This is a genomic window from Pedobacter sp. BMA (assembly GCF_001027745.1).
GTDB lineage: Bacteria > Bacteroidota > Bacteroidia > Sphingobacteriales > Sphingobacteriaceae > Pedobacter.
On the sequence record NZ_LECU01000006.1, the window covers coordinates 22781 to 46046 of the forward strand.

20 protein-coding genes are annotated in these 23266 nt (G+C 40.0%); 10 read left to right on the forward strand and 10 right to left on the reverse strand.

What is annotated here, in order from left to right; genetic code table 11:
- Positions 1-215: 215 nt before the first annotated feature.
- On the forward strand, positions 216-2141 hold the full coding sequence (gene nagB, locus AB669_RS12115; RefSeq protein WP_047799596.1) for a glucosamine-6-phosphate deaminase: 1926 nt from the start codon (positions 216-218) through the stop codon (positions 2139-2141).
- Between the two features lie 74 nt (positions 2142-2215).
- Here nagB and AB669_RS12120 read toward each other — a convergent pair whose 3' ends face one another.
- From AB669_RS12120 to AB669_RS12130, 3 genes are all read right to left on the reverse strand, one after another.
- A complete protein-coding gene (locus AB669_RS12120) occupies positions 2216-3229 on the reverse strand; it encodes a LacI family DNA-binding transcriptional regulator (protein WP_047799597.1) in 1014 nt (337 codons plus the stop codon).
- 55 nt (positions 3230-3284) lie between these two features.
- On the reverse strand, positions 3285-4445 hold the full coding sequence (locus AB669_RS12125) for an acyltransferase family protein (RefSeq protein ID WP_047799598.1): 1161 nt from the start codon (positions 4443-4445) through the stop codon (positions 3285-3287).
- Between the two features lie 66 nt (positions 4446-4511).
- The gene (locus tag AB669_RS12130) at positions 4512-6053 is read right to left on the reverse strand and encodes a glycoside hydrolase family 10 protein (RefSeq protein ID WP_047799599.1); all 1542 of its coding nucleotides are present in this window, start codon (positions 6051-6053) and stop codon (positions 4512-4514) included.
- A 203-nt stretch (positions 6054-6256) separates the two neighbouring features.
- Between AB669_RS12130 and AB669_RS12135 the strand changes: the two genes are divergently transcribed.
- Positions 6257-7159 carry a hypothetical protein gene (locus tag AB669_RS12135; protein ID WP_047799600.1) on the forward strand — a complete coding sequence of 301 codons (903 nt, stop codon included), beginning with the start codon at positions 6257-6259 and terminating at the stop codon, positions 7157-7159.
- Between the two features lie 13 nt (positions 7160-7172).
- On the opposite strand, the gene AB669_RS12140 is transcribed toward AB669_RS12135, so the two are convergent.
- The 4 genes from AB669_RS12140 to AB669_RS12155 all read right to left on the reverse strand — a co-directional run bounded on the left by AB669_RS12140 (position 7173) and on the right by AB669_RS12155 (position 13021).
- Positions 7173-10904: a HAMP domain-containing sensor histidine kinase gene (locus AB669_RS12140; RefSeq protein WP_047799601.1), complete on the reverse strand. Its 3732-nt coding sequence runs from the start codon at positions 10902-10904 to the stop codon at positions 7173-7175.
- Positions 10905-10994: 90 nt separating this feature from the next.
- Positions 10995-11876 carry an ACP S-malonyltransferase gene (gene fabD / locus AB669_RS12145; protein WP_047799602.1) on the reverse strand — a complete coding sequence of 294 codons (882 nt, stop codon included), beginning with the start codon at positions 11874-11876 and terminating at the stop codon, positions 10995-10997.
- An 86-nt stretch (positions 11877-11962) separates the two neighbouring features.
- Positions 11963-12598: a GTP cyclohydrolase I FolE gene (gene folE, locus AB669_RS12150; protein ID WP_047799603.1), complete on the reverse strand. Its 636-nt coding sequence runs from the start codon at positions 12596-12598 to the stop codon at positions 11963-11965.
- 12 nt (positions 12599-12610) lie between these two features.
- The gene (locus AB669_RS12155) at positions 12611-13021 is read right to left on the reverse strand and encodes a 6-carboxytetrahydropterin synthase (RefSeq protein ID WP_047799604.1); all 411 of its coding nucleotides are present in this window, start codon (positions 13019-13021) and stop codon (positions 12611-12613) included.
- A gap of 86 nt (positions 13022-13107) precedes the next feature.
- Here AB669_RS12155 and mqnB point away from each other — a divergent pair, with 86 nt between their 5' ends.
- Together mqnB and AB669_RS12165 are read left to right on the forward strand one after the other, a co-directional pair.
- Entirely contained in the window at positions 13108-13731 is a 624-nt protein-coding gene (gene mqnB, locus AB669_RS12160; RefSeq protein WP_047799605.1) for a futalosine hydrolase, read from the forward strand.
- 40 nt (positions 13732-13771) lie between these two features.
- On the forward strand, positions 13772-14623 hold the full coding sequence (locus tag AB669_RS12165; RefSeq protein WP_047799606.1) for a menaquinone biosynthesis family protein: 852 nt from the start codon (positions 13772-13774) through the stop codon (positions 14621-14623).
- A 47-nt stretch (positions 14624-14670) separates the two neighbouring features.
- Here AB669_RS12165 and AB669_RS12170 read toward each other — a convergent pair whose 3' ends face one another.
- From AB669_RS12170 to AB669_RS12180, 3 genes are all read right to left on the reverse strand, one after another.
- Positions 14671-15366, reverse strand: a complete 696-nt coding sequence (locus tag AB669_RS12170) for a response regulator transcription factor (RefSeq protein ID WP_197082400.1) — start codon at positions 15364-15366, stop codon at positions 14671-14673.
- Between the two features lie 171 nt (positions 15367-15537).
- Positions 15538-17364, reverse strand: coding sequence for a sensor histidine kinase KdpD (locus AB669_RS12175; RefSeq protein ID WP_047799607.1), 1827 nt, complete (start codon positions 17362-17364; stop codon positions 15538-15540).
- A gap of 441 nt (positions 17365-17805) precedes the next feature.
- Complete coding sequence (locus tag AB669_RS12180; RefSeq protein WP_047799608.1) at positions 17806-18171, reverse strand: DUF3127 domain-containing protein; 366 nt, start codon at positions 18169-18171, stop codon at positions 17806-17808.
- A gap of 70 nt (positions 18172-18241) precedes the next feature.
- Here AB669_RS12180 and AB669_RS12185 point away from each other — a divergent pair, with 70 nt between their 5' ends.
- The 6 genes from AB669_RS12185 to AB669_RS12210 all read left to right on the forward strand — a co-directional run bounded on the left by AB669_RS12185 (position 18242) and on the right by AB669_RS12210 (position 23264).
- Positions 18242-19420 (forward strand): class I SAM-dependent RNA methyltransferase, encoded by a 1179-nt coding sequence (locus AB669_RS12185; RefSeq protein WP_047800336.1) that lies wholly within the window; start codon positions 18242-18244, stop codon positions 19418-19420.
- Positions 19421-19485: 65 nt separating this feature from the next.
- On the forward strand, positions 19486-19980 hold the full coding sequence (locus AB669_RS21555) for a hypothetical protein (RefSeq protein ID WP_053058391.1): 495 nt from the start codon (positions 19486-19488) through the stop codon (positions 19978-19980).
- A gap of 324 nt (positions 19981-20304) precedes the next feature.
- Positions 20305-20586 (forward strand): helix-turn-helix domain-containing protein, encoded by a 282-nt coding sequence (locus AB669_RS12195; protein ID WP_047799609.1) that lies wholly within the window; start codon positions 20305-20307, stop codon positions 20584-20586.
- Positions 20587-20661: 75 nt separating this feature from the next.
- Positions 20662-21306 (forward strand): HD domain-containing protein, encoded by a 645-nt coding sequence (locus tag AB669_RS12200; RefSeq protein WP_047799610.1) that lies wholly within the window; start codon positions 20662-20664, stop codon positions 21304-21306.
- An 81-nt stretch (positions 21307-21387) separates the two neighbouring features.
- Positions 21388-21915, forward strand: a complete 528-nt coding sequence (locus AB669_RS12205) for a hypothetical protein (protein WP_047799611.1) — start codon at positions 21388-21390, stop codon at positions 21913-21915.
- A gap of 89 nt (positions 21916-22004) precedes the next feature.
- Entirely contained in the window at positions 22005-23264 is a 1260-nt protein-coding gene (locus tag AB669_RS12210; protein ID WP_047799612.1) for a putative DNA modification/repair radical SAM protein, read from the forward strand.
- Positions 23265-23266: the final 2 nt, after the last annotated feature.

Sequence of the window (23266 nt, forward strand, 5' to 3'; positions counted from 1 at the left end):
TCACTGTGGAGTAGAGGTGGAGTCAGAAATCACTATTTTCACTTGAGTACTAAGCGGAAGTGCTACAACAATTTGTTGTAAAAACGAACAAACGTTTGTTTGATAGCAGGAGACTAAATATAATTAAATACGTGAAATAAAAGTAATTGACCATCATTATAAATTGGTCATAACTGTATATATTTACTGCTCCGTACATTAAAAACCATAAAAAAATGGCTAGATTAAATCTACTGGAGGAGACACGCTTTGAGAAGCTTCCCGTAAGCGTGTTCGACAATCCAAAAATTGCTTCTGTTAATGTGGCACATCGCATTGCCAATCTCATTAAGTCAAAACAAGCAAATAACGCACCTGCAGTACTGGGCTTAGCAACAGGTGTAACCCCGATAGCAGTTTATGCCGAACTGGTTAGACTGCATAAGGAGGAGGGGCTTAGTTTTAAAAACGTAATTACCTTTAATCTCGATGAGTATTATCCGATGCAGCCTAACGCCGCACAGAGTTACGTTACCTTCATGAATGAAAACCTTTTCGATCACATTGATATCGATAAGAATAATGTCCACATTCCGGATGGCACCCTTCCTTTGGAAGATATTGCAGCTTTTTGTCTCGACTATGAGAAAAAAATTGGCGAACTGGGTGGTCTCGACATTCAGATCCTGGGTATCGGACGTACAGGACACATTGGGTTTAACGAACCAGGCTCAGCTCCAAATTCAGGTACCCGCCTGGTTACACTCGACGATTTAACCAGAAGAGATGCTGCCCGTGATTTTGGCGGAAAGAGCTTTGTGCCTACCAAAGCCATCACTATGGGTATCGGAACTATTTTCAAGGCCCGCGAAATCATCCTGATGGCCTGGAACCGTAAAAAAGCTTCGATTATTAAAAAGGCCGTAGAAGGTGAAATTTCAGGAGAAGTTCCTGCCACTTACCTTCAGCTTTCTGAACATGTCGAATTTATCCTCGATACACCTGCAGCCTCAGAACTTACACGCTTCGACACGCCCTGGTTGGTTAAAGATTGCATATGGACTGATTCGCTGATCCGAAAAGCGGTAATCTGGCTTGCAAATACACTTAAAAAGCCAATTTTAAAATTAACTGAAGACGATTATAATAATAATGGCATGGCACAACTGGCTACTGAAAAAGGGCCGGTTTACAACATCAACATTCATATCTTCAACAAATTACAACATACCATCACCGGATGGCCGGGAGGTAAACCAAACGCCGATGATTCTCAACGCCCTGAAAGAGCTGAACCTGCGAAAAAACGGGTAATTATCTTCTCCCCTCACCCCGATGATGATGTCATCTCCATGGGAGGTACATTTATCCGCCTGGTGGATCAAAAGCATGATGTTCATGTGGCTTACCAAACTTCAGGAAATACCGCAGTTTGGGATGATGATGCACTCCGTTTTGTCGAGTTCAATGTCGATTTCACGGAAAAGATGGGTGTAGAAAATGCACATCTAAAGGACCTCTATCAAAAAATGAGAACCTTTATTGAGCAAAAGAAACCAAATCAGGTTGATACCCCGGAAATTCAAACGGTAAAAGGTCTGATCAGGAAAGGCGAAGCAATAGCAGGAGCACGCTATTGCGGACTGGAAGACGATCATATCCATTTTCAGGCACTTCCTTTTTATGAGAGTGGAAAAAGTCAGAAAAATCCCGTTACAGATGCAGATATCGAACTGACGATTGAGCTACTGCAAAAAGTAAAACCTCAGCAAGTTTATGCTGCAGGCGATTTTGAAGACCCCCACGGCACACACATTGTATGTTTTAACATCATCCTCGCAGCCCTTACCCGCCTGCGTAAAACCGAAGAATGGGCAAAAGATTGCTGGCTATGGATGTATCGCGGTGCATGGCACGAGTTTGAAACCCATGAAATTGAAATGGCAGTTCCGATCTCTCCAAAAGAACTCGAACGCAAAAAATACGCAATCTTTAAACACCAGAGTCAGAAAGACAGGGCCGTTTTTCCAGGAGATGATGCGAGAGAATTCTGGCAAAGAGCAGAAGACCGGAACCGGGAAACAGCAAAAGCTTATGACGACCTGGGCTTAGCAGAGTACGAAGCCATGGAAGCTTTTGTAAGATGGAAATTCGAAGACTAATGTAACTTAACTAATGTACATCATAAACTTCCGAAGTCTTGCCCATGCGGATTTCGGAAGTTTTAACGGCAAAACTACTTAACCGTAGATTGTCTTTCCACAATTGTCGGCTCAATCACCACCTTCGAAATTTCCTGATAGGGGTTCTTTTGCGAAACCATTTTTAAAAACAGCTGCGCACAAGCCTCCCCAATCTGGTTTGGATGCTGATCAACAGTTGATAACTGAGGCGTAACGTAAGCAGAAAACGATTCGTTGGAAAAACCAATTACCCCAACCGCAGGTGCCGCATACCCTAACTCCTTTAACCGCTGACTGGCGCCCAGCGCCGTAAAATCATCGCCGGCAAGGCAGGCGTCTGGCCGGTTACCAAGCTGCATTAATGTATCCGCACCGATCCTGCCATCCTCAATAGATAAGCCACCAAAAACCATATGCTCACTAACTATAGGAAGTTGATAATCTTTTAATGCTGCCTGATAACCCTTCAACCGGTCATCGAATAATTTAATGCCATGGATTGTCGTAATCATTGCGATGCTTCGGTAACCCTGCTTAATCAAATGTTCAGTCGCCTGATAACCCGCTTTGAAATCATCAAGGGTAACAGTAGGAACATTCAGTTCTTCAATAATACGATCGAATAGAATAAGTGGTTTATTCTGCATCACTACTTCTTTAAAGTGCGCCGCAGTTTTTGTTTCGAGGGATATAGATGCCATAAGCCCGTCGACCTGAGCTTCCAGAAGCGTGGTCACCCCGTTAATTTCATCCTGTAACAACTCATTAGATTGATAAATAATCACGCGGTATCCATGCGCCTTCAAAACTTCTTCAATACAATGAATGATGGTCGCAAAAAAATAAGTTTGTACGCTGGGTACAATTACGCCAATGATATTCGTTTTCCCTGATTTCAGCGCTGATGCGAGTTTATTCGGACTATAATTCAGTTGCTTCGCCTTTGCAATTACAGCCTTGCGTGTTGCATCACTTATTGCCGGAAAACCACTTAACGCCCTCGATACAGTAGAAACGGTAATATTGAGCGCCTCCGCGATATCATATATGGTTGTTTTTTTCTTCAAAATGGAAATTGATGGAATCGAAATTAATCAATTCAGAAGGTTATTTTCAGGTAGCTTAAACTTTGATGATGATGTTTCGCTTATACATGAAGTATAGCAGCACATAAAACCCTAATACGTATGAAATTGCCCACACCAAAGAAGCATTAATTGGAGAAAAGAATGGTGTGTAGCAGGTGCTATAAAATTTCTCCAGCAAGGGCGTTTTTGATCCGTCAGCATTGCTGATCTTAATGAAGTTTAGAAGCCTTGGCATGAGTCCTGCCAGAAAAAACACCGTGATGGCATTCACGCCATATACCACGAATGGTGTAGTTATCTTCTTATAACCTTGAACATCAATCAACCAGTAACAAAGTGCCAAGCCCACAGCCGCTAGCCCACCCGCGTATAGGACATAGGAGCTTGTCCACAAAGCTTTGTTAATAGGAAACTGAAGGTCCCACAATAAACCCAATATAACCGATGCAATACCAATAGTAAAAAGCCAGGCCACTTTTGTAGGATGGTCTACATCTTTTCGCCGCATCCAAACACCAACTAAAATACCAAACAGGCAAGTCCCCACCGCTGGCAATGTGCTTAACACCCCTTCAGGATCCCAGGTTTTGGATGATGCCCAGGTATGCGCTTCTGTTAAAATACCCCTGTCAATCCATGCAGCCAGATTGGTTTCTTTTTCCAGGTTTGGATAACCTACTCCCGGAACGGGAACAAAAGTCATAAGCGCCCAGTAAATGGCCAGAATAGCAATGAAAACCCTGAATATTGTTTTAGTGGAGCATTTTAAGAAAATGATACTGCTGATGATGAATACAATGCCAATTCGCTGTAACACCCCAAGTATACGTACGGTTTGAAAGGCTTCCAGTAAGCTTTTTCCATCCATAATCACAGCCATTAGCTTCCCGAAAATAGCTAGAAAAAACCCCAATAGATAAAGTATTACACCCCTTTTCACCGCTTTCAGGATAACCTTACTGTGATTTGCCGGATCTTTTTTACTGTTACCCATCGCAAATGCAATGGATACACCCACAATCCACAAAAAAAATGGAAAAATTAAATCGGTTGGTGTACACCCATTCCATTCTGCATGTTCCAGTGGTGCATAAATGTGGCCCCAGCTTCCGGGATTGTTTACCAGAATCATTGCAGCAACAGTTAAGCCCCTAAAAAAATCTAACGACAGCAGGCGTTGTTTGGGTTCGGTCATAGTCTGGTTTGGTTAAGCAAACTAATTTAAAGCTTTTGCTTACCAATTCAAACTATCATATATACATTATCTTGCCAGCGGCACCTCAACCCCTACCGGCCCGCCTGGTTCGCTTTCATTCTTCAGGCGATCCAAAGCTGTAACCAGGTAACTATAGCGCTTTCCGGCTTCCACACTGGTATCAATAAATGTCAGATAATCCTCAAAACTGATTTTAAGAATGTTTTTGGGATCAAGCACCGAAATCTTCTCCCCTTCATCAAAACGATAAATCACATACCCGGATGCGGTTTCTCCATCCTTTGCTTTTAGAGGATTCTGCCATTTTAAATGCACACCATCCTTAAGCGCGTCAGCAGTTAATGCCTGGGGTTCATTCGGCGGAACTTCATCCAGCCATGGCATTTGTGGAGGTAAGGCCTGGTATTTATAAAGATCATTTTTCAGGGAATCACCTACGGCTCTACCCACAGTACTTAATGATTTAGAACTGAAAAAAACACTCCCCTGAATTCTATTGTTGTCTCTGATATAGCGGATTTGCCGCGGAAGTTCTGAAAGGTTTCTCCAAGCCAGCTCCGCTTTAGAGTTTACCAGATAGGCGCCCTGACCAATATATACGTGGCGGGCGTAATTGTTATTGCTCCACCAGTCTACCAGCGTACCAAATGGGGCTACTCTTCTGGTAAAGGTAAAGTAGATCTGGGGATTGATATAGTCTACCCAGCCTTCTCTAACCCATTTCCTGCTATCAGCAAACAATTCTGCATAATTCGATAAGCCACTGGTTGCAGATCCTTCCGGATCTTCATTCTTATTCTTCCAGATACCAAAAGGACTCACACCAAACTTGACCCATTTTTTGTAATGATGGATACTGTCATCCAACTGCTTGATCAGCATGTCTACATTGTTTCTGCGCCAGTCTCTGATGTCTGTAAAATTGTTAGGAAACTTACTGAACGTTGCGCTGTCATTGATGGTTTGTCCCTCAATTTTATACGGATAAAAATAATCATCAAAATGAATCCCATCAACATCATAACCTTTCACTACATCTAAAATAACCTGAACAATATACTCCCTTACATCAGGAATCCCGGGATCAAACTGCTTTTTGCCGCCATAGGTAAAAAACCAGTCGGGATGTTTACGAAAAGCATGATCTTCACTAAACACCGTGCTGCTACTCATGCTTGCCCGGTAAGGGTTAAACCAGGCATGTAGCTCCATCCCCCTGAAATGAGATTCTTTTATGGCAAACGCCAATGGATCATATCCCGGTGCTGGCGCCAGCCCTTGTTTACCCATCAGCCATTGACTCCAGGGCTCCCTCGACTTTGAATAAAACGCATCCCCGGCAGGCCTAACCTGTAAGATAATGGCGTTCATCCCCTGGCTTTTATGCCGCTCAAGGATGCCAATAAGTTCCTGTTTTTGCTGATCAACCGTTAAACCAGGGCGTGAAGGCCAATCTATATTGGTTACTGTGGCTACCCAAACGCCCCTAAATTCTCTTTTTGGTGCAATTTTTGTTAAAGGTTGTGCATTTAATATATTCGGTATTACAGTTAAAGTTAAAAGTGCGTATAGTAAGTTTTTAAGCATTATTTCTGTATTGTTTTTTGTTCAAGGTGTGTGTTTTTGTTATTTTAATACAAATCAACATTAGCATTAAACGATTTTTTTCAAAAAGTCTTATAATCTTTTTAAAAATTATAATTTGCGCCCGCTAAAATTAATTGTGTACCCCATTTACCTATGGAACAACAAAAGTATATTAATTTAAGAAGATACAGCATTATTAAAAAATGGAACCACAAAAGATTAATAAGGGCGATAGAAACAAAATTTACTTCCTGGTCATCGTTATCGCTGCACTTGTTGGAGTAAATGCCTACCTTTTCTTTAAGGATCGACAGCAAAGCGAAAAGTTTGTTACTGTAAGCACGGAAAAGGATAAGTTGCGGCTAGAGGTTGAGAAAATTGAAGTGGAGCTGGATAAGGTGAACGCCCTGAACCTTGATCTGAACGATAAACTTGTGGAAGAACAAAAGCTTGCCCGGGAAAAAATTGAAGAATTAAAACAGTCACTGGAAAAGAATCAAATCACTCAGGGGGAGCTCGACAAGGCCAATTCGCAAATCAACGAACTCAAAACCTTTGTAAAGAATTATAACGATCAGATCATACAACTTCAAAAAGACAATATCTTTTTAAAGAATAGTAAAGATAGCCTGGAAAATACCTTAAAAAGTATTAGCAACAAAGCTTCCAGCCTCGAGAGTGAAAACGCAAACCTGAATGCCAAGGTAAAGAAAGCCGCAGCCCTAAAACTCCAATCGGCCGACATCGTAGCTTTCAGAACTAAATCCAGCGGAAAAAAAATCGAAGTAACTAAATCTTCAACTGCAGAAAAGCTCAGTGTACGCTTCAATGTTGTGCCAAATCAGGTAGCCGAAAAAGGTCACCATAATGTTTACCTTAGGGTTTTTGATCCTGCGGGAAACCTCCTTGCCGACGAAAGCAACCGTTTCGAAGCCGACGGTCAGGAAATGCAGTTCAGCCATTCCATCTACATTGATTACAATAACGACGACAGCACCTATGTAATCGATTGGGCCAATCCAAAAGCATTTATAAAAGGAATCTACACCGTTATCCTATATGCAGACGGAAATACCATGGGAAAAGCCCAGATCGAACTCAGGTAATTCCTGATGATGATTAGGCCAGTTTCAAACTTAAATAAAAAGTCGTCCCTGTCCCACTACCCGAAGTAAATCTGATAGTCCCCCCTGCATTTTCTATTGCTTGTTTTACAAAGGCCAGCCCCAAACCGGTCCCAGAAGTTTTGGTAGTAAAATTAGGCACAAAAATCTTATCCTGCAGCATTTCAGGAATTCCCTGGCCGTTGTCTTTGACTTCAATGTATGCCCTTAAATCATCATTATACAAACTCACGTTGATAATGCAATGGGTATGGCTGTCCATTGCTTCAATTGCGTTTTTAAATAGGTTATTAAACGTTCGAAGCAGCTGGTCATGATCAGCCAGTAACCTGATATCATGATCAGTTTTATTGAACACATTAATTTCCACATTTTCAGTATTTTTATATACCTCCCTCGCCTGCTCAATAACCGGAACAATATCGAGCTTTTCAAGGTTCATATCAGGCATTTTCGCAAAGTTTGAAAACTCAGAGGCAATTTTCGAAAGGCTTTCAATCTGCTCAATAAAAGATTTACTGAACTTATTAAATTTCAGCTCGAAATTCGGATCCTTCTCCCTCCACGATTTATCCAGCAGCTGCACACCGAGTTTCAACGGCGTAAGCGGGTTCTTGATTTCATGGGCAACCTGTTTGGCCATTTCTCTCCACGCACTTTCCCGTTCAGACCGCGCAAGCTTCAAAGCACTTTCTTCCAGTGCCGCAATCATATTATTGTACTCTTTAATTAACGAACCAATTTCATCATGGCGCCGCCAAACTATCGGCTCACTCCTTTGCCCGATCTTGGTTTTACTGATACTTTCCTGAATAAAAGTCAGCGGACTGGTAATCTGATTAGCCAGAAATACCGCCAGAACACCAATGGCAACAAAAACCAATGCATAAATATTGATTAGATTACTCACAAACAAGGCAATTTTATCAGAATATTCTTCTTCATTAGAATAGTTTGGAAGGCCAATGTAGGCCACTGTTTTATTCTGTGCATTTCTAACCGGGGCATAGGCTGCTGCATAGGTCAGCGTTCCAATTTTTTCCTCTGAATTGATGTATTCTGACCGGTTTAAACTGTGGAGGTACGCGTATGCCAATGGACCCATTTTTCTACCAATCACTTTATAATTATACAGTTTCGGATACGTAGTCATCAATAAGTTACCATCAACATCGTAGAGATTCAAGTCGGCATTATTGATGTCAGCAAAGTTGTTAAATTCAGCAACGGCATTTTCGTCATTGGCAATCGTTCCGTTGTTGAATATCTGCTTCTCGAAATTCTGCTGAACTTTTCTGATCTTATCTTTAATCAGCAAATCCTGCTGTCCACGGTACTCCTTATCCATATAATAATAGGTTACCCAGCCTACTACAACCAGGGTAGCCACTACCGATAATACAATAACAACCTGGATTCTGGTTTTATAAAGAATCTTATTTGCATTGATCATCAGCGACCGGTTGATACTGAACCAGCCTACTTTATCGTCATCCAGACTTTTGATCAGCCAGATCAATCCATATAAAACCAGCGAAAAGATGATGAACACCAGGAAAAAGAAAGATAAGGCAGCCAGGCGCTCCACATAATCAACCTTTTCCTTACTAATCACAATCATTTTACTCGCACTCGGCTTATAAATCAAATGGCTGTAATGCAAATCAGGGTCATTGGTTACCACGAAGTCATCCAGCTTTCCTTTAAATATACTGCCATCCAAGGGATAGGTATAGTTACCCGATTGGTTGAGTAATTTTTTATTACTGTATAAGGCAATGGAATAACCCTTGAATTCCTGATCCCGGGCCTGTTTCTGATCGCCTAAAAGATCTGGCAGCCGATTATTGTAGTTATAGGGTTTAGATCGCAGCTCTAGTACCAGTGTTCCCAAAAGACTCCCTTTGTCCACAATGGAAATGATTCCAAAATAATCCTGGTAACCAAAAGTATTATTAACCTGATAGAAATAATTCGATCCCTCAATTTTAACTGAGCCAACCTCAACCAGATTTTTATACTTGCTGATAGGCGGACTATCCGGATTGGCAATGGCCAGGCCGGAGCTGTTATAAGGATAAATCTGATAATCGTAACGGGTCAGATAACCATCCAGATAATCCTTGATGTGGTTTTTCAATACCGCAGGATTTGTGGTTTGGATGTTGCTGAAATATTTGGTAAAAAAACCATCATTAACCAGCTCGTCACCCAGAATTCCAAGCGCTACAATGGCACTGGGATCATAGGACGATTGCACCCTGGTAGCCAACGGCTCTCTTAAGCTTCGTTCTTTAATGTCTTTATACTTAGTGTACTTGATTGAAGTGTTAAAAGCCAGGCAAAAGAACACAATTGCAAATAATCCGATTGAAAATGTTTTCTCCTGAACATAAACCGCTCTGGCCACAATAAATAGAACCAGGGCAAACACAATGAAAAAGGCATTAAAGTCTACTACCAGTTTGTATACAAATACACCCAGAAAGCCCGCCAAAAATATAACGATCCGGTCTCTGTTGGTAATGTTGAGCTGCATACTCACCGTTGCAGAGACAATGGTAATCAGATAAATCTGAAACCAGGCCAAACATAGAATCACAATCCCGACCCAGCTGGTGCCACTGAGCTTTAAGATATTGATAATGTCGAAGTTAATCTTCGAATTGTAGATCAGCCCAAAGAAAATATCATCAGTTTGCCACCCGATCCATCCGATAAAAACCATCAGTAATGCCTGAATGCATAAACCTACTGCCTTATTCTTTTTAACCCAGCCCGGAAACTGATATTGCGCTTTATGGTTAAACATGAAAAGCAAAAGCCATGTGGCAACGACAACATTTAAAAGAAAATCGCCAAGGGATGGCATAAGGGAACTATCGGCGTAGATCTTCGGGTCGAACAACTCAAGCGCAAAGCGGTGGTTGAACCAGCCAAAGTATAGATCAGAAAGCCTGAAAGCCAGAAAGAAAAATAACAAAAGGAATGTTGCCCAGGCGATATGCCCCCTCCGGGCAATGTATGAGCATAATGAGTTAAAGAACATACAAATGCAAGCGATACCTGCAATAAACATCCACAACTGGGTGTTGGAGTAATAAGAGTCGATGTAGCCAGGCTTAACCTTCAGGCCGAATAAAAATTTATCATCGCTGCTTTTAATAGTATAAATATCTTTATCCGTAAATGAAGCAATGGTTAACAGCCTGGATTTGGATAACAGCGGATCGAGATCGTTCTTGAAGTACTGGGTTTCTTTAAACTGATATTGCGACTGAATGGAGATTAAGAAAATAAAAGTAAAGTTCCCCTGCGTACTTTTAAACACCTCATACCAGCCATTTAAAAGGTATAGTACCGAAATTCCTTCTTTAATCCCCAGCGGATCGATATCCGAAACCTTATAAGTGCTCCAGAATTTGAGCTGATTATTTTGATAGGTGAGCAGGTTAATCCCGTTGATTTTACGGTAAGTAGTAATGAAACGGATGGCATGCTCAGGTTTAAGATGAAACTGCCTGGCTAGTGCAACCTGCTGCTTATCGGCCAGAAAATCCTGTACTGCTTTTTCTTTGATCAACAGGTTTTCCTGTATCTCTTTGGCATCGCGGTCAAGGAGTTCATTTTTGGTAGTAAACCTGCTCAATGAAATAGAAGTTGCAATAAGGCAGCAGCCTAAAACAAACAAGAGAAACCTTATTTTTACACCAAAGCTCAATTTCATCGATTTTGATAAAGATATTAATTATTGATAAAAAACAACGCCATAAACTGTCTGGTTTATGGCGTTGCAAATATTTGAAGAAGCTGTCAATTAAGCCAAACCAGCACTACTGGTTTGAACCTCACGGCTTACTTTTTTAACCAATCCCTGCAATACATTTCCAGGCCCAACCTCAACAAAATCAGTTGCCCCATCTGCCAGCATATGCTCAACAGTCTGAGTCCAACGTACAGCGCCGGTTAATTGTTTGATCAAATTCGCTTTAATTTCTTGTGGGTCAGTATAAGGCTTTGCATCAACATTCTGATAAACCGGACAAATCGGGGCAGAAATATTGGTTGCCTCAATTGCGGCCTGTAATTCTACCTTGGCGGGCTCCATCAAAGGCGAGTGAAATGCTCCCCCTACATTTAATTTCAATGCTCTTTTCGCTCCCGCTTCGGTTAACCTTGCACAAGCCAGGTCGATACCTTCAATACTACCGGAAATAACCAGTTGCCCAGGGCAGTTGTAATTAGCCGGAACAACTACGGCATCTATCTCCGCACAGATTTTCTCTACAACATCATCAGCTAATCCTAAAATAGCAGCCATTGTTGAAGGCTGTGCTTCACATGCTTTTTGCATCGCATTTGCCCGCGCAATAACCAGCTTCAATCCATCCTCAAAACTGAGTGCATTGGCAGCCACTAAAGCAGAGAACTCTCCTAAAGAATGTCCTGCAACCATATCAGGTTTAAACTCTTCGCTTAAAACCTTAGCCAGAATCACTGAATGCAAGAAAATTGCCGGCTGTGTTACATTGGTTTGTTTCAGTTCCTCGTCTGTTCCGCCAAACATGATATCGCTGATACGGAAACCGATAATTTCATTTGCTTTTTCAAATAATGCTGCAGCTTCGGGATTCTCATAAAGATCTTTACCCATGCCCACAAATTGTGCTCCTTGTCCAGGAAAAATGTATGCTTTCATTAAAAATTAAATTGGAGATATGGGGTTTTAGAAAAAGAAAACCTATTGCTTAAACCCAGATATCTGATACTTTGTATTTAACTTGATTAGTCTAAACTCGCTGTAATTAGCCTTAAAAACTCAGCTCTTGTTTTATCATTACTTAAAAACGTCCCGGTAAAAGCAGATGTGGTGGTGACAGAGTTTTGTTTCTGCACCCCGCGCATAGCCATACAAAGATGACGGCACTCCATTACCACCGCTACACCCATCGGGTTTAGAGTATTCTGTATACAGTCTCTGATTTCATTGGTTAAACGTTCCTGCACCTGTAAACGACGCGCGAAAGCATCTACAACCCGGGGGATTTTACTTAACCCAACAATATGTCCGTTTGGAATATAAGCGATATGCGCTTTGCCGAAAAAAGGCAACATGTGGTGCTCACACATGGAATAAACTTCAATATCTTTTACAACTACCATCTGGCTGTAGTCTTCTTCAAACATGGCCGACTTTAAAATCTCATCGGGTTTCAGGTCATAGCCATGGGTGAGATATTGTAAAGCTTTAGCCACACGCTCAGGTGTTTTAATCAAACCTTCACGTTCAGGGTCTTCACCCAGCTGACCCAGGATATCTTTATAGTGAGTGGCAACGGCTTCGATTTTTGCCTCATTATAGCGGTCTATTTTTACATAGCCGTCTCTGGATTCGCCTTTTAATACGTCTTTTGTGCTCATTAATTGGGGTTATTAACCAAAGTATTCAACATAATTATTTTCCGTCTCATAGATTTTAACGCAATGCAAAATCGCGCCGCTCTCTGAAATCGGGCCCAGCAACTGTTTCCAGATTTCAATGGCCAGATTTTCTGTTGAGGCCAGTTTGCCTTTCATAAAATCGACATCCAGATTTAAGTTTTTATGGTCAACCTTATCTACAACATACGTATTCATTACATCCTTAAGCCACTTCAAATCTACAAGGAAACCAGTTTCGGGGTTTACCTCGCCTTTTACCGTAACGTATAACCAATAGTTATGTCCATGCCAGTTCGGATTGGCGCATTTACCATAAACTTCACTATTCTTATCATCGTCCCAATCGGTACGGGCTAATTTATGTGCGGCGTTAAATGATGCTTTTCTCGTTATATAAATCATTATTATAAAATAAAGTACAAATATACTCATTAAGCTTTAAGACTAAAGAAAGCCATTTAATTAAAACAATCTCCTACATTTACCTGATGAAAACTTTAGTTGTAGCCGCCACAAAAGCAGAACTGGCTTTTTTCTACCAGCATTTCAATTTGCCGGGAGGCGACTTTGTGGAGAGCAAAAGCTTCGATGTACTCATTACCGGGGTTGGTATGGTAGCAACTGCTTTTGCCCTTGGGCAACACCTCAGTCCAAAATACAACCTGGTAGTAAACTTTGGTATAGCCGGTTGTTTCAATAGAAATATTGAATTGGGCACTGTTTTGAACATTACCGAGGATATTTTTGCCGAACTGGGGGCAGAAAACGGAAATGAATTTATCAGCATCACTGACCTGGGCTTTGGCGACAATCATTATAAGTCAAAAACGGACAAGAAAGTGGGGCTGCCTTTAGCAAAAGGTATTACCGTAAACTGTGTGACAGGGAGCGAGAAAAGTATTGCAAGCCTGGTTAAGAGGTTCAGTCCAACAACAGAAAGCATGGAAGGCGCAGCTGTGCTATATGCCTGCAAACAACAGCATATAGACTGTATTCAGATTAGAAGTGTTTCCAATTATGTAGAACCCCGCAATAAAGAAAACTGGAAGATCGGTTTGGCGATTAAAAACCTGAACGATTGGGCCATCTCATTTATCGGAGAAATGAACTGAGCATGACTTTTTAATTTTTCGCAGTAACTACATTTGAAACATGAAGCTTACACTTGGTTTTTCTCCCTGCCCTAACGACACCTTTATTTTTGATGCGCTGATTCATCATAAGATTGATACCGAAGGTTTAGAGTTTGAAGTTTTTTACGATGACGTGGAAACACTAAATCAAAAAGCGCTTGTAGGGCAACTCGACATTACCAAGCTTAGTTTTCATGCTTTCGCCTATGTGGCAAATCAATACGCGTTATTAGATGCAGGTAGTGCATTAGGCTTTGGCGTGGGGCCGCTCTTGATTAGTCACAAGTATACAGCAGAAAGCCTGGCCGAAGCGATCAATCAAGATAGCAGCAATCTTAAAATCGGCATTCCCGGGAAATATACAACTGCCAACTTTTTATTAGGGATTGCCTATCCTCAGCTTCAGAATAAACAGGAAATGGTTTTTTCTGAAATTGAATCAGCCCTGCTTGATGATCAGATTGATCTTGGACTGATCATTCATGAAAACCGTTTTACTTACCAGGATAAAGGTTTGACTAAAATCGTGGATCTGGGCGATTATTGGGAAAAGCTTACCGGATGTGCAATTCCTCTGGGAGGTATTGTAATCAATAGAAAACTCAACAGGGATGTGCAATTAAAAGTTAACAGGTTAATCAGAAAGTCAGTTGAATTTGCCTTTGCCAATCCTAAATCAGGCATTGATTTTATACGCCGGCATGCAAAAGCGATGGACGAGGCGGTGATGTACAAACACATCGAACTGTACGTAAATCAATATAGTATTCATTTAGGCGAAAAAGGCAGGCAGGCCGTTGATACACTATTTTCCCTGGCACAGGAGAGAAAGCTGATTCCGGCAATTCAACAGGACTTATACATCGAATAATTCCGGAGACCTCCCAATCCTACACAAGAAAGCAGATAAATATGGTTTTAATTAACCAATAACTTATAACCTTTACCATGAACGTTGATAATCTCAACACTCGAATCGCCCCGCAGGTACTTACGCAGTTTACTTAAAAACACATCCATACTACGCCCGTTGAAATAATTATCGTCGTGCCAAATACTTAACAAGGCCTCTTCACGTGTTAAGACAGTGTTTTTCTTCAGGCAAAGCAAACGCAAAAGCTCAGCTTCTTTGGTCGACAATTTTTGATGTTCATCGCCACTGGAGATGATCTGCGTAGTGTAATCAAAAATATATTTCCCTACTGAAAACTGAGTTTCAGCAGCTTCTTCACCCTGGTCTCCTTTATTTGCCACACGCTTAAACATGGCGTTTATTCGAAGCAGAAGTTCTTCGATGCGAAAGGGCTTTGTAATATAGTCATCCCCTCCTAAATCATACGCAGCAGATTTATCCTCCAGCATGGTTTTAGCAGTGGCAAAAATAATCGGAACATGAGCATTCACCTTTCTAATGTCTTTACCTAGTGTAAAGCCGTCTTTTTTAGGCATCATCACGTCGAGAATACAAAGATCAAAACTTTGCTTATTGAATGCCCTCAAGCCATCCTCACCATCAGTACAAAGCACAACCTCGAACTTGCCCTTTAACTGCAGGTAATCCTGTAGCAATAATCCTAAATTCGGATCGTCCTCAACCAAAAGTATTTTCTTCATTTTCTTAATTTTATTCACATATGTAGCATTACCTACACTGAAGGTTTGATTATGAGTGTGCATAACGGTTTAATTAATATGGTGATTAAATTAATTCGACACTATATTAGATAAATTAAACTGTTGTGTTATTGATGTATCGATAAAGCAAGCTTTTGTACCGACAGTTAGTTAATTTGATAAAGGTAAAGATATTTCGAATGTCGTTCCTTTATCTTTTTCACTACTCACTTTAATTGTACCATTGCTTTGTTTCACAATGTCCTGCACGTAATTTAACCCTAAGCCAAAACCTTTCACGTCGTGCAGGTTACCTGTTGGAACACGATAGAACTGATCAAAAATTCTTTTCGTCTGGTCCTTTGTCATTCCGATACCTTTATCTGCTATTTCTATAATCAGCCGACTGTGAGTATTTCGTGTGGTAATGGTAATTTCTGGCGTTTCAACACTATATTTATTGGCATTATCAATCAAGTTATAAATCACATTTGAGAGATGTAATTCATCACCCAACACTGTGGCATTTCGAGCCTCGGTATTGATGTTGATAATGGCATTTTTCTTTTCCAGCTGTAAACCCATGCTATCCAGCACAATCACAATGAGATCATTCATATCAACCTCTTCAATCTCCATTTTTAGCTCCCCTTTTTCTAAACGGGCAATGCTCAAAACCCGCTCAATGTGACTTCCGAGTCGAACATTCTCATCGTAAATAATACTCGCTAAACGCTTCAGCCGGTTTTTATCTTCGGTAACCTCCGGGTCTTTAAGCGCTTCACTGGCAATCATAATGGTTGCCACCGGAGTTTTAAACTCGTGTGTCATGTTGTTAATGAAATCTGTTTTCATCTCCGATATTTTCTTTTGCTTTAAGATGGCATATAACGTGTAAGAAAATATGAAAACAAGCACGAGTAACAGCCCTACAGATGAAGCTAAAGTAGCGCTTAAATTAGAAACTATAGCTGAGTTTTTATTTGGGAAACTAACAAAAAGCATTCCCGGATCCCGAAAGATATCATTTCCAAACAAAGGGATTTTATAGGTGTTTTCAGGTAAAAACTCACCTTTAACATTGGAAGCTGTCATGAAAATCGTGGAATCTTTCTTTGCCAGCGATACCCGGTAAGATGGTTCCAGATTGATATTGTGCGCCTGCAACTCACCTTTTATCAAATTACCCAGCGAATCGAAATTGATTCGTTTGTAAATGGGGATATTAGTTTCCTGCAACTCTTTAGATACATCTTCAACTACACTTAAACGGGTATAAGTAAAAGTATCCTTCCCTAGTGCCGCAATTTTAATTTCGAGCTGCTTTTTGGCAATATCGTCTTCACGCTTAAACTTCTTTTCTAAATCGTTCGGTATTTTCGGCACATTGGCAAAACCCGGACTTCCATCTCTCGGGTCAAAAACCAGATATCGTAAAGTATCTGGCAAGCTTTGCATGCTTTTAAATTCGAAAGCTTTTGGAGGAGCAGAAAATGGCTTGGTACGCATACTATAACCCTTTAAAATCAGGCTTCTCATATCTACAATGGCATCCATTTGCAAATCGAGTTTATCGCCGTTTTTGGATGTTAGAGAACTATACTCTTTTTCAGATATCACATCTGGAGCACGGTAAGATACCCGGATGATACTATCCTGCTGGTTCAAATAGTTTTCAATCTCATTCTCCCGTTCGGCTTGCCGCAATTCTGCTCCCTGAATATATTGCTGTCTTAAATCTTTAATGTCGAGTGCGCGCTGCCTGGAATCCTGCAGTTGCTTTAATTTGTTTTCAGCATCTTTCCTGGTAAGGTGATCAGCAACGTTTCTACGCTGAACTTTATTGGCTACCGAAGTGAGTGTTTGATTTACCTGCTCATCAAATAGCTGAGATTTTAGCTTATACGATTCCCTGATGTAATACAATTGCATTACGAAAACCCCAAGCAAAGCTACCGTCATTAACACGGTAATTAACCAAAAACCTCTCTTCTTCATTTACCCAAATATCTGGTTCATGTTTGAACTGAAAACTTACGCGTTGTAAATTTCAAAAATAACCATTAAAAGACTGAACCATTTGTTTTTAACAAAATTTAACATGAACATGCCGAATACTTGAGATATGAAATTACAAGATCTTAAATCCAAATGAAACTGGAAGAGTGTGAAAAAATGTCTTACGATTCAGATCCTCTTCGGATCCTGTTCAGATCCGAGACACTACCATGACAATTACAAGTGAATAATCTGTGTCTAACTACTGTGTTTATAAAGTGAAATAATTGAGCAATATCTTCATCATCTAAAACACTTTCCATGATCAAGCATGATCCGTAAAAGGTTAAATAAAGATGATTCAGGATGATTAGAAAAAAAAATGCCGGGACAAAAGCCCCGGCATGGTTCAAAATTGTTTGCTTAAAAAAGAATCTTTATTTAGAAAGGCAAATCATCGTCTTCACCAGTGGTGTTACTTACATCAACCGGAGCTGCATAAGCTGGGGCTGAAGCCGGAGCACCTGCAGCAACTGCATTAATTCTCCAGATTACCAAACTGTTAAAATATGATGTTTTTCCTGATTTATCTGTCCAGGGACGGCCACGTAAGTTAAAGAAAACTTCCACTTCATCGCCAGTTTTGAATGTATCTAATAATGCTGTTTTATCTTGCAAAGCCTCAAAACGAATATATTCTGGGTATGTTGGATTTTCTGCGTATTCTACTATTAAATCACGTTTTTTAAACGTTTCACTCACTTGCTGCGTTGCGCCTACTTCGTGTACTTTTCCTTTAATTTCCATAACTAATACTAATATTGTACTCTAAACATCAAATCTCAATAATTTTATTGATAACTTCGCATATATTATGATGCAAGTTTTCCACAATAAAAGCAGGGTAATTATCACCTGCAATAAACGCCTATCGCCGTATTTACAAAATGAAGTTACGGCTTTAGGTTACACCATAGAAAGAGCATTTGCCACCGGCGTTGAGCTCCATATCACCCTTACAGAGTGCATAAAGCTCAATTTAAACTTGCGCTGCGCCAGTCAGATTTTATACTCCATAAAAAACTTTAAAGCAAATACACCTGACGATTTATATGAGGAAATCAAAGCAATTGAGTGGGAAGAACTGATTGACTTTACCGGTTACTTTTCCGTTACTTCAAATGTTGATAACCCTAATATCACTACGCCGCTTTTTGCCAATCTAAAAGTTAAAGATGCAATTGTCGACAGAATGAAGGAGAAAAAAGGTATTCGCCCTAACTCCGGATCTGACGCCAATAAAGCAGTTGTTCATTTATACTGGAAAGATGCAGAAGCGGAAGTTTTTATCGATTCTTCGGGCGAAACGCTGGCTAAACATGGTTACAGGAAAATTCCCGGAAAAGCACCAATGCTTGAAGCGTTGGCTTCGGGAGTAATTTACGCAACCAACTGGGACCGTAAATCTGCTTTTATCAATCCAATGTGCGGATCAGGAACACTGGCCATTGAAGCCGCACTGATTGCAACCAACCGTGCTCCAGGTTTATATAGAATGAACTATGGATTTATGCATATTATCGGATACGACGAGCAGGCATTTTTCTCAGAGCGCAGGATTTTAAAAGACCAGGTTATTAAAAATGTTGACCTGAAAATTGTAGCGTCAGATCTTTCTGAAGATGCAGTAGAAGTTACCCGTAAAAACGCCAAAACTGCTGGCGTTGACACTTTGATTGAATTTGAGGTTTGCGATTTTGAACTTACTCCCGTACCGGAAGATGGAAAAGGCGTTGTGGTTTTTAATCCTGAATATGGAGAGCGGTTAGGCGTGCATAGTAAACTGGAACTTACTTATAAACGCATGGGCGATTTCATGAAAACCAAATGCAAAGGTTTTTCGGGCTATATCTTTACCGGAAATCCTGATCTTGCAAAAAAAATCGGGCTGAAAGCCTCGAGAAAAATAGAATTCTATAATGGCAAGCTGGATTGCAGGATGCTGGAATACGAATTGTATGATGGATCCCGCCGCACACCACAAACTGACGCATAGTCTTTTTAACTGAAAATTAATATATTACGCTCTCTTACGTCCCATGACGTGAAAAATTGAAGAATATGGAGTTTGATGACATGGACCATATGCCCGAATGGGAACACTTTAACCGCTTTGGCAGAGACGATGAGGATGTAGAAAATTTATCTCCTTTCGAGGCTGACAAAGTAAGGTTAAAAGCCAATCGCGCAAAAAATCTTTACAACCAGGCAAGGGCTGTGTATAAATATGCAGCCTTATTTTGCGAAACCCTGGAAGGTGAAATGGCCGACATGACCGGAAGCCTGATCATGCAAAATGCCATGATGCTGTGTCCAAAAATAATTGGCGCAGAAGGGGCTAACATGTACATCCTGAGAATGGAAAATGCATCTGTTATCCGTACCAATTGCAAAGAGCTGGAAACTCAGGTAAGAGCAGCTGATATGTTTGAGATCTGTACACCTGAATACAGAGATATCGTATTGGATGAGATTGATAAGTTTCGCTTGTTATTCATCGAATGGGTAAAATGTTTCGAAAAAGATGAATTTGAGGATGACTGGGGTCTGTATTAAAATTTGCTGAATTTTACCTTTAAACAATCTCAGGCTGGATCATGGTCATAAGTATCTCCTATTGCTTAGAAGAAAAGCCTTGATTATAGTCAAATCTTGAAATAGATCTCTATAGCTCAGAACATCATAAATAAATCACTGACAATATATTGATTAACAACAACTAAAAGGAATTTAATAAACTTTTCAGTTGTTGTTATGTTTTGATTATGCTCAAATAAGCCATAGTATTTTATTCCCTACAGTATTAAAAGTTGTTGTTTCAGGAATCTGCCATCTAAAAAAACGCGTATATTATCAAAACGTTAAAATTATCCCTATTTTATGGAAGATGTACTGGCTTTAAAAACAAAGAATGTTGCTGGAAATATTAGAAAGATAAGAGAGTATAGAGATTATACTCAGGATTATCTGGCAGCAAAATTGAAGATATCGCAGAATGCCTATAGCAAAATTGAACTTGGCTACAGTAAGTTAACTGTTGATCGCCTTTTTCAAATCGCTGCCATTTTGGAAGTGGAGGTTGCATATCTGCTTACCTTGAACCATCAGGATTTGATTAAGATCATTACGGATGATGAGAACAGAGCACTTTCAACAGGTTAAATTTATGATTAACTGTTGAAATCATTTCTTTCGTTGTGCATAGATTTCCAATACCTTTGGAACAAATTATAATTTATGCAGTCTATCCTTAATGAAACCGTAGAATTTGTAAAATTGACATTGGCTAATGCTGAGGCTGGCCATGATTGGTTTCACATCGAACGTGTGCTTAAAACAGCATTAAATATTAATAAACAGGAAAATGGCGATGAGTTGATTGTTGCCCTGGCTGCCCTGTTACATGACATTGCAGATCCTAAATTTAATAACGGCGACGAAACGCTTGGGCCACGCGTGGCAGAAGAATTCATGTTGTCGGTTAATGTCGATCTTGAGGTTATCGAACATGTTAAACTGATCATTCAAAACATGTCGTTCAAGAACAGTTTTGACAACACTGGTTTTTCGTCAAAAGAGATGCAAATTGTACAAGATGCAGATCGTTTGGATGCAATTGGTGCCATTGGGATTGCAAGGGCTTTTACTTATGGTGGATTCAAAAACCGCGTGTTGTATGACCCGGAGGTTTCAGTGGAGCAACATCACTCCAAAGAAAGTTATAAAAATACTACTGCACCTACAATAAACCACTTTTACGAGAAATTGTTATTGTTGAAAGACATGATGAACACAGTTACCGGAAAGGCACTGGCACAGAAAAGACACGACTTCATGCTCCTTTTTCTGGATCACTTTTATTCAGAATGGGAAGGGAATTAACTCCTTACACTTCTAAAAATACTCATTAATCAGTATTCTCAGATAGACTAATTGTGCATATTTTTACTAAAAATAATGCTCATGAGTTCTTATAAAGTTAAATACCACAAAAATAGTGTGCTATTAATTGCAATGGCTGGCATTCCAGTGTTTTTTATTTCGCTGATGTTTTATTTCCTGTTCAACATTCCCACACCTAGTTCTGAGCTCGTTATCTTATTACTTACAGCCCTGCTCGTAGCCACAATCTTTTCGCTTTTGATATGGATTAAAAATACCCAGATTTTTGTAGCAGCAAAAGTTTCATTAGAGAATGAGGGCATAACGATTAAGCTGAAGAGGACATCATTTCTATACCGCCGGACAATGGTATTTTCAAGCTGGAAAAATATCGATCGAATAACCGAAATGTTTGACAACCACAATGGAGGTGTTTTTTATCAGATTGCGTTTAAATCTCCTAATTATGTAATTAATTTGGGAGCATTGAAACATGCTGACGCAGAAGCAATTCAATTTTTCAGAGAATTACAATATTATCAGGCACAGGCGATGCCCAACCAAACCTTCGGGCAATCTGCAAAACCTGAATTCTCACTGGAAATCTAGCTTTCATACTCCCCTACCGAATATCATTTATTAACAAAAAAGCTAATTTAATTAGTTTTTTAGCTATTTTTGTTAGCAAAAGATAGCTTATGCAATTTGACAGAATTCGTGAAAAATTAAACATCCTTGCTGATGCTGCTAAATATGATGTTTCCTGTTCATCGAGTGGTAGTACACGTAAGAATGAAGGGAAGGGTCTTGGCAATAGTCATACTTCTGGCATTTGCCACACTTACACTGAAGATGGCCGCTGTGTTTCTTTACTCAAAATCCTTTTAACCAACCATTGTATTTACGACTGCCTTTTCTGCGTATCAAGAAAGAGCAATGATGTTAAAAGAGCCGCTTTTTCGGTTGACGAGGTGGTTGAGCTCACTATGAATTTCTACCGAAGGAATTATATTGAGGGCTTGTTTCTAAGTTCGGGAATTTTTAAAAATGCTGATTTTACGATGGAGCGCTTGTTACTGGTTTGCAAAAAGTTGCGACTGGAACAAAATTATAATGGTTACATCCATTTGAAAACAATTCCTGGTGCGAGTGATGAGTTGATCAAAGAGGCCGGGCTATATGCTGATCGGATGAGCATTAATCTTGAAATGCCTACCGAAGCTGGTTTAAAGCTGCTGGCTCCTGAGAAAAGCCATAATGACGTGATTAAACCCTTATCATTTGTTCAGCAAAATATCAAACAATTCGCAGCAGATAAAAAACTGATTAAACATGTACCAAAGTTCGTACCAGCGGGACAAAGTACCCAAATGGTTATTGGCGCAACACCGGAAAGCGATAAAGATATCATGTACACAGCGAATACATTTTATAAAAACTTTTCTTTAAAGCGTGTTTATTATTCAGGATACGTTCCAATCAGCAATGATAGCAGGATGCCGGTTTTAGGAACACAACCTCCATTGCTACGCGAAAACAGACTTTATCAAACAGATTGGCTCATGCGTTTTTACGGATTTAAGGTACAGGAGATTTTAAATGATGCTAATCCCAATCTGGATGTTGATATCGACCCGAAATTAAGCTGGGCTATTCGCAATATGCAACACTTCCCGATTGATATAAATAAAGCTGATTATAAAATGATTCTTCGCATCCCGGGAATTGGTGTAATGTCTGCACAAAAAATTGTTCAGGCACGTAAGTTTGGGAAGCTCAGAATTGATCAGTTAAAAAAGATAGGTGTGGCCTATAACCGGGCGAAACATTTTATTACCTGTGCCGACAGTCCTTATCAATTGAAAGACTATCAGGGAACTCAAATTAAGGCCTTCATTTTAGCCGATAGTCAAAGTAAGTACATAAAAACAGATAGCAATCAACTGATCCTGTTTTAATC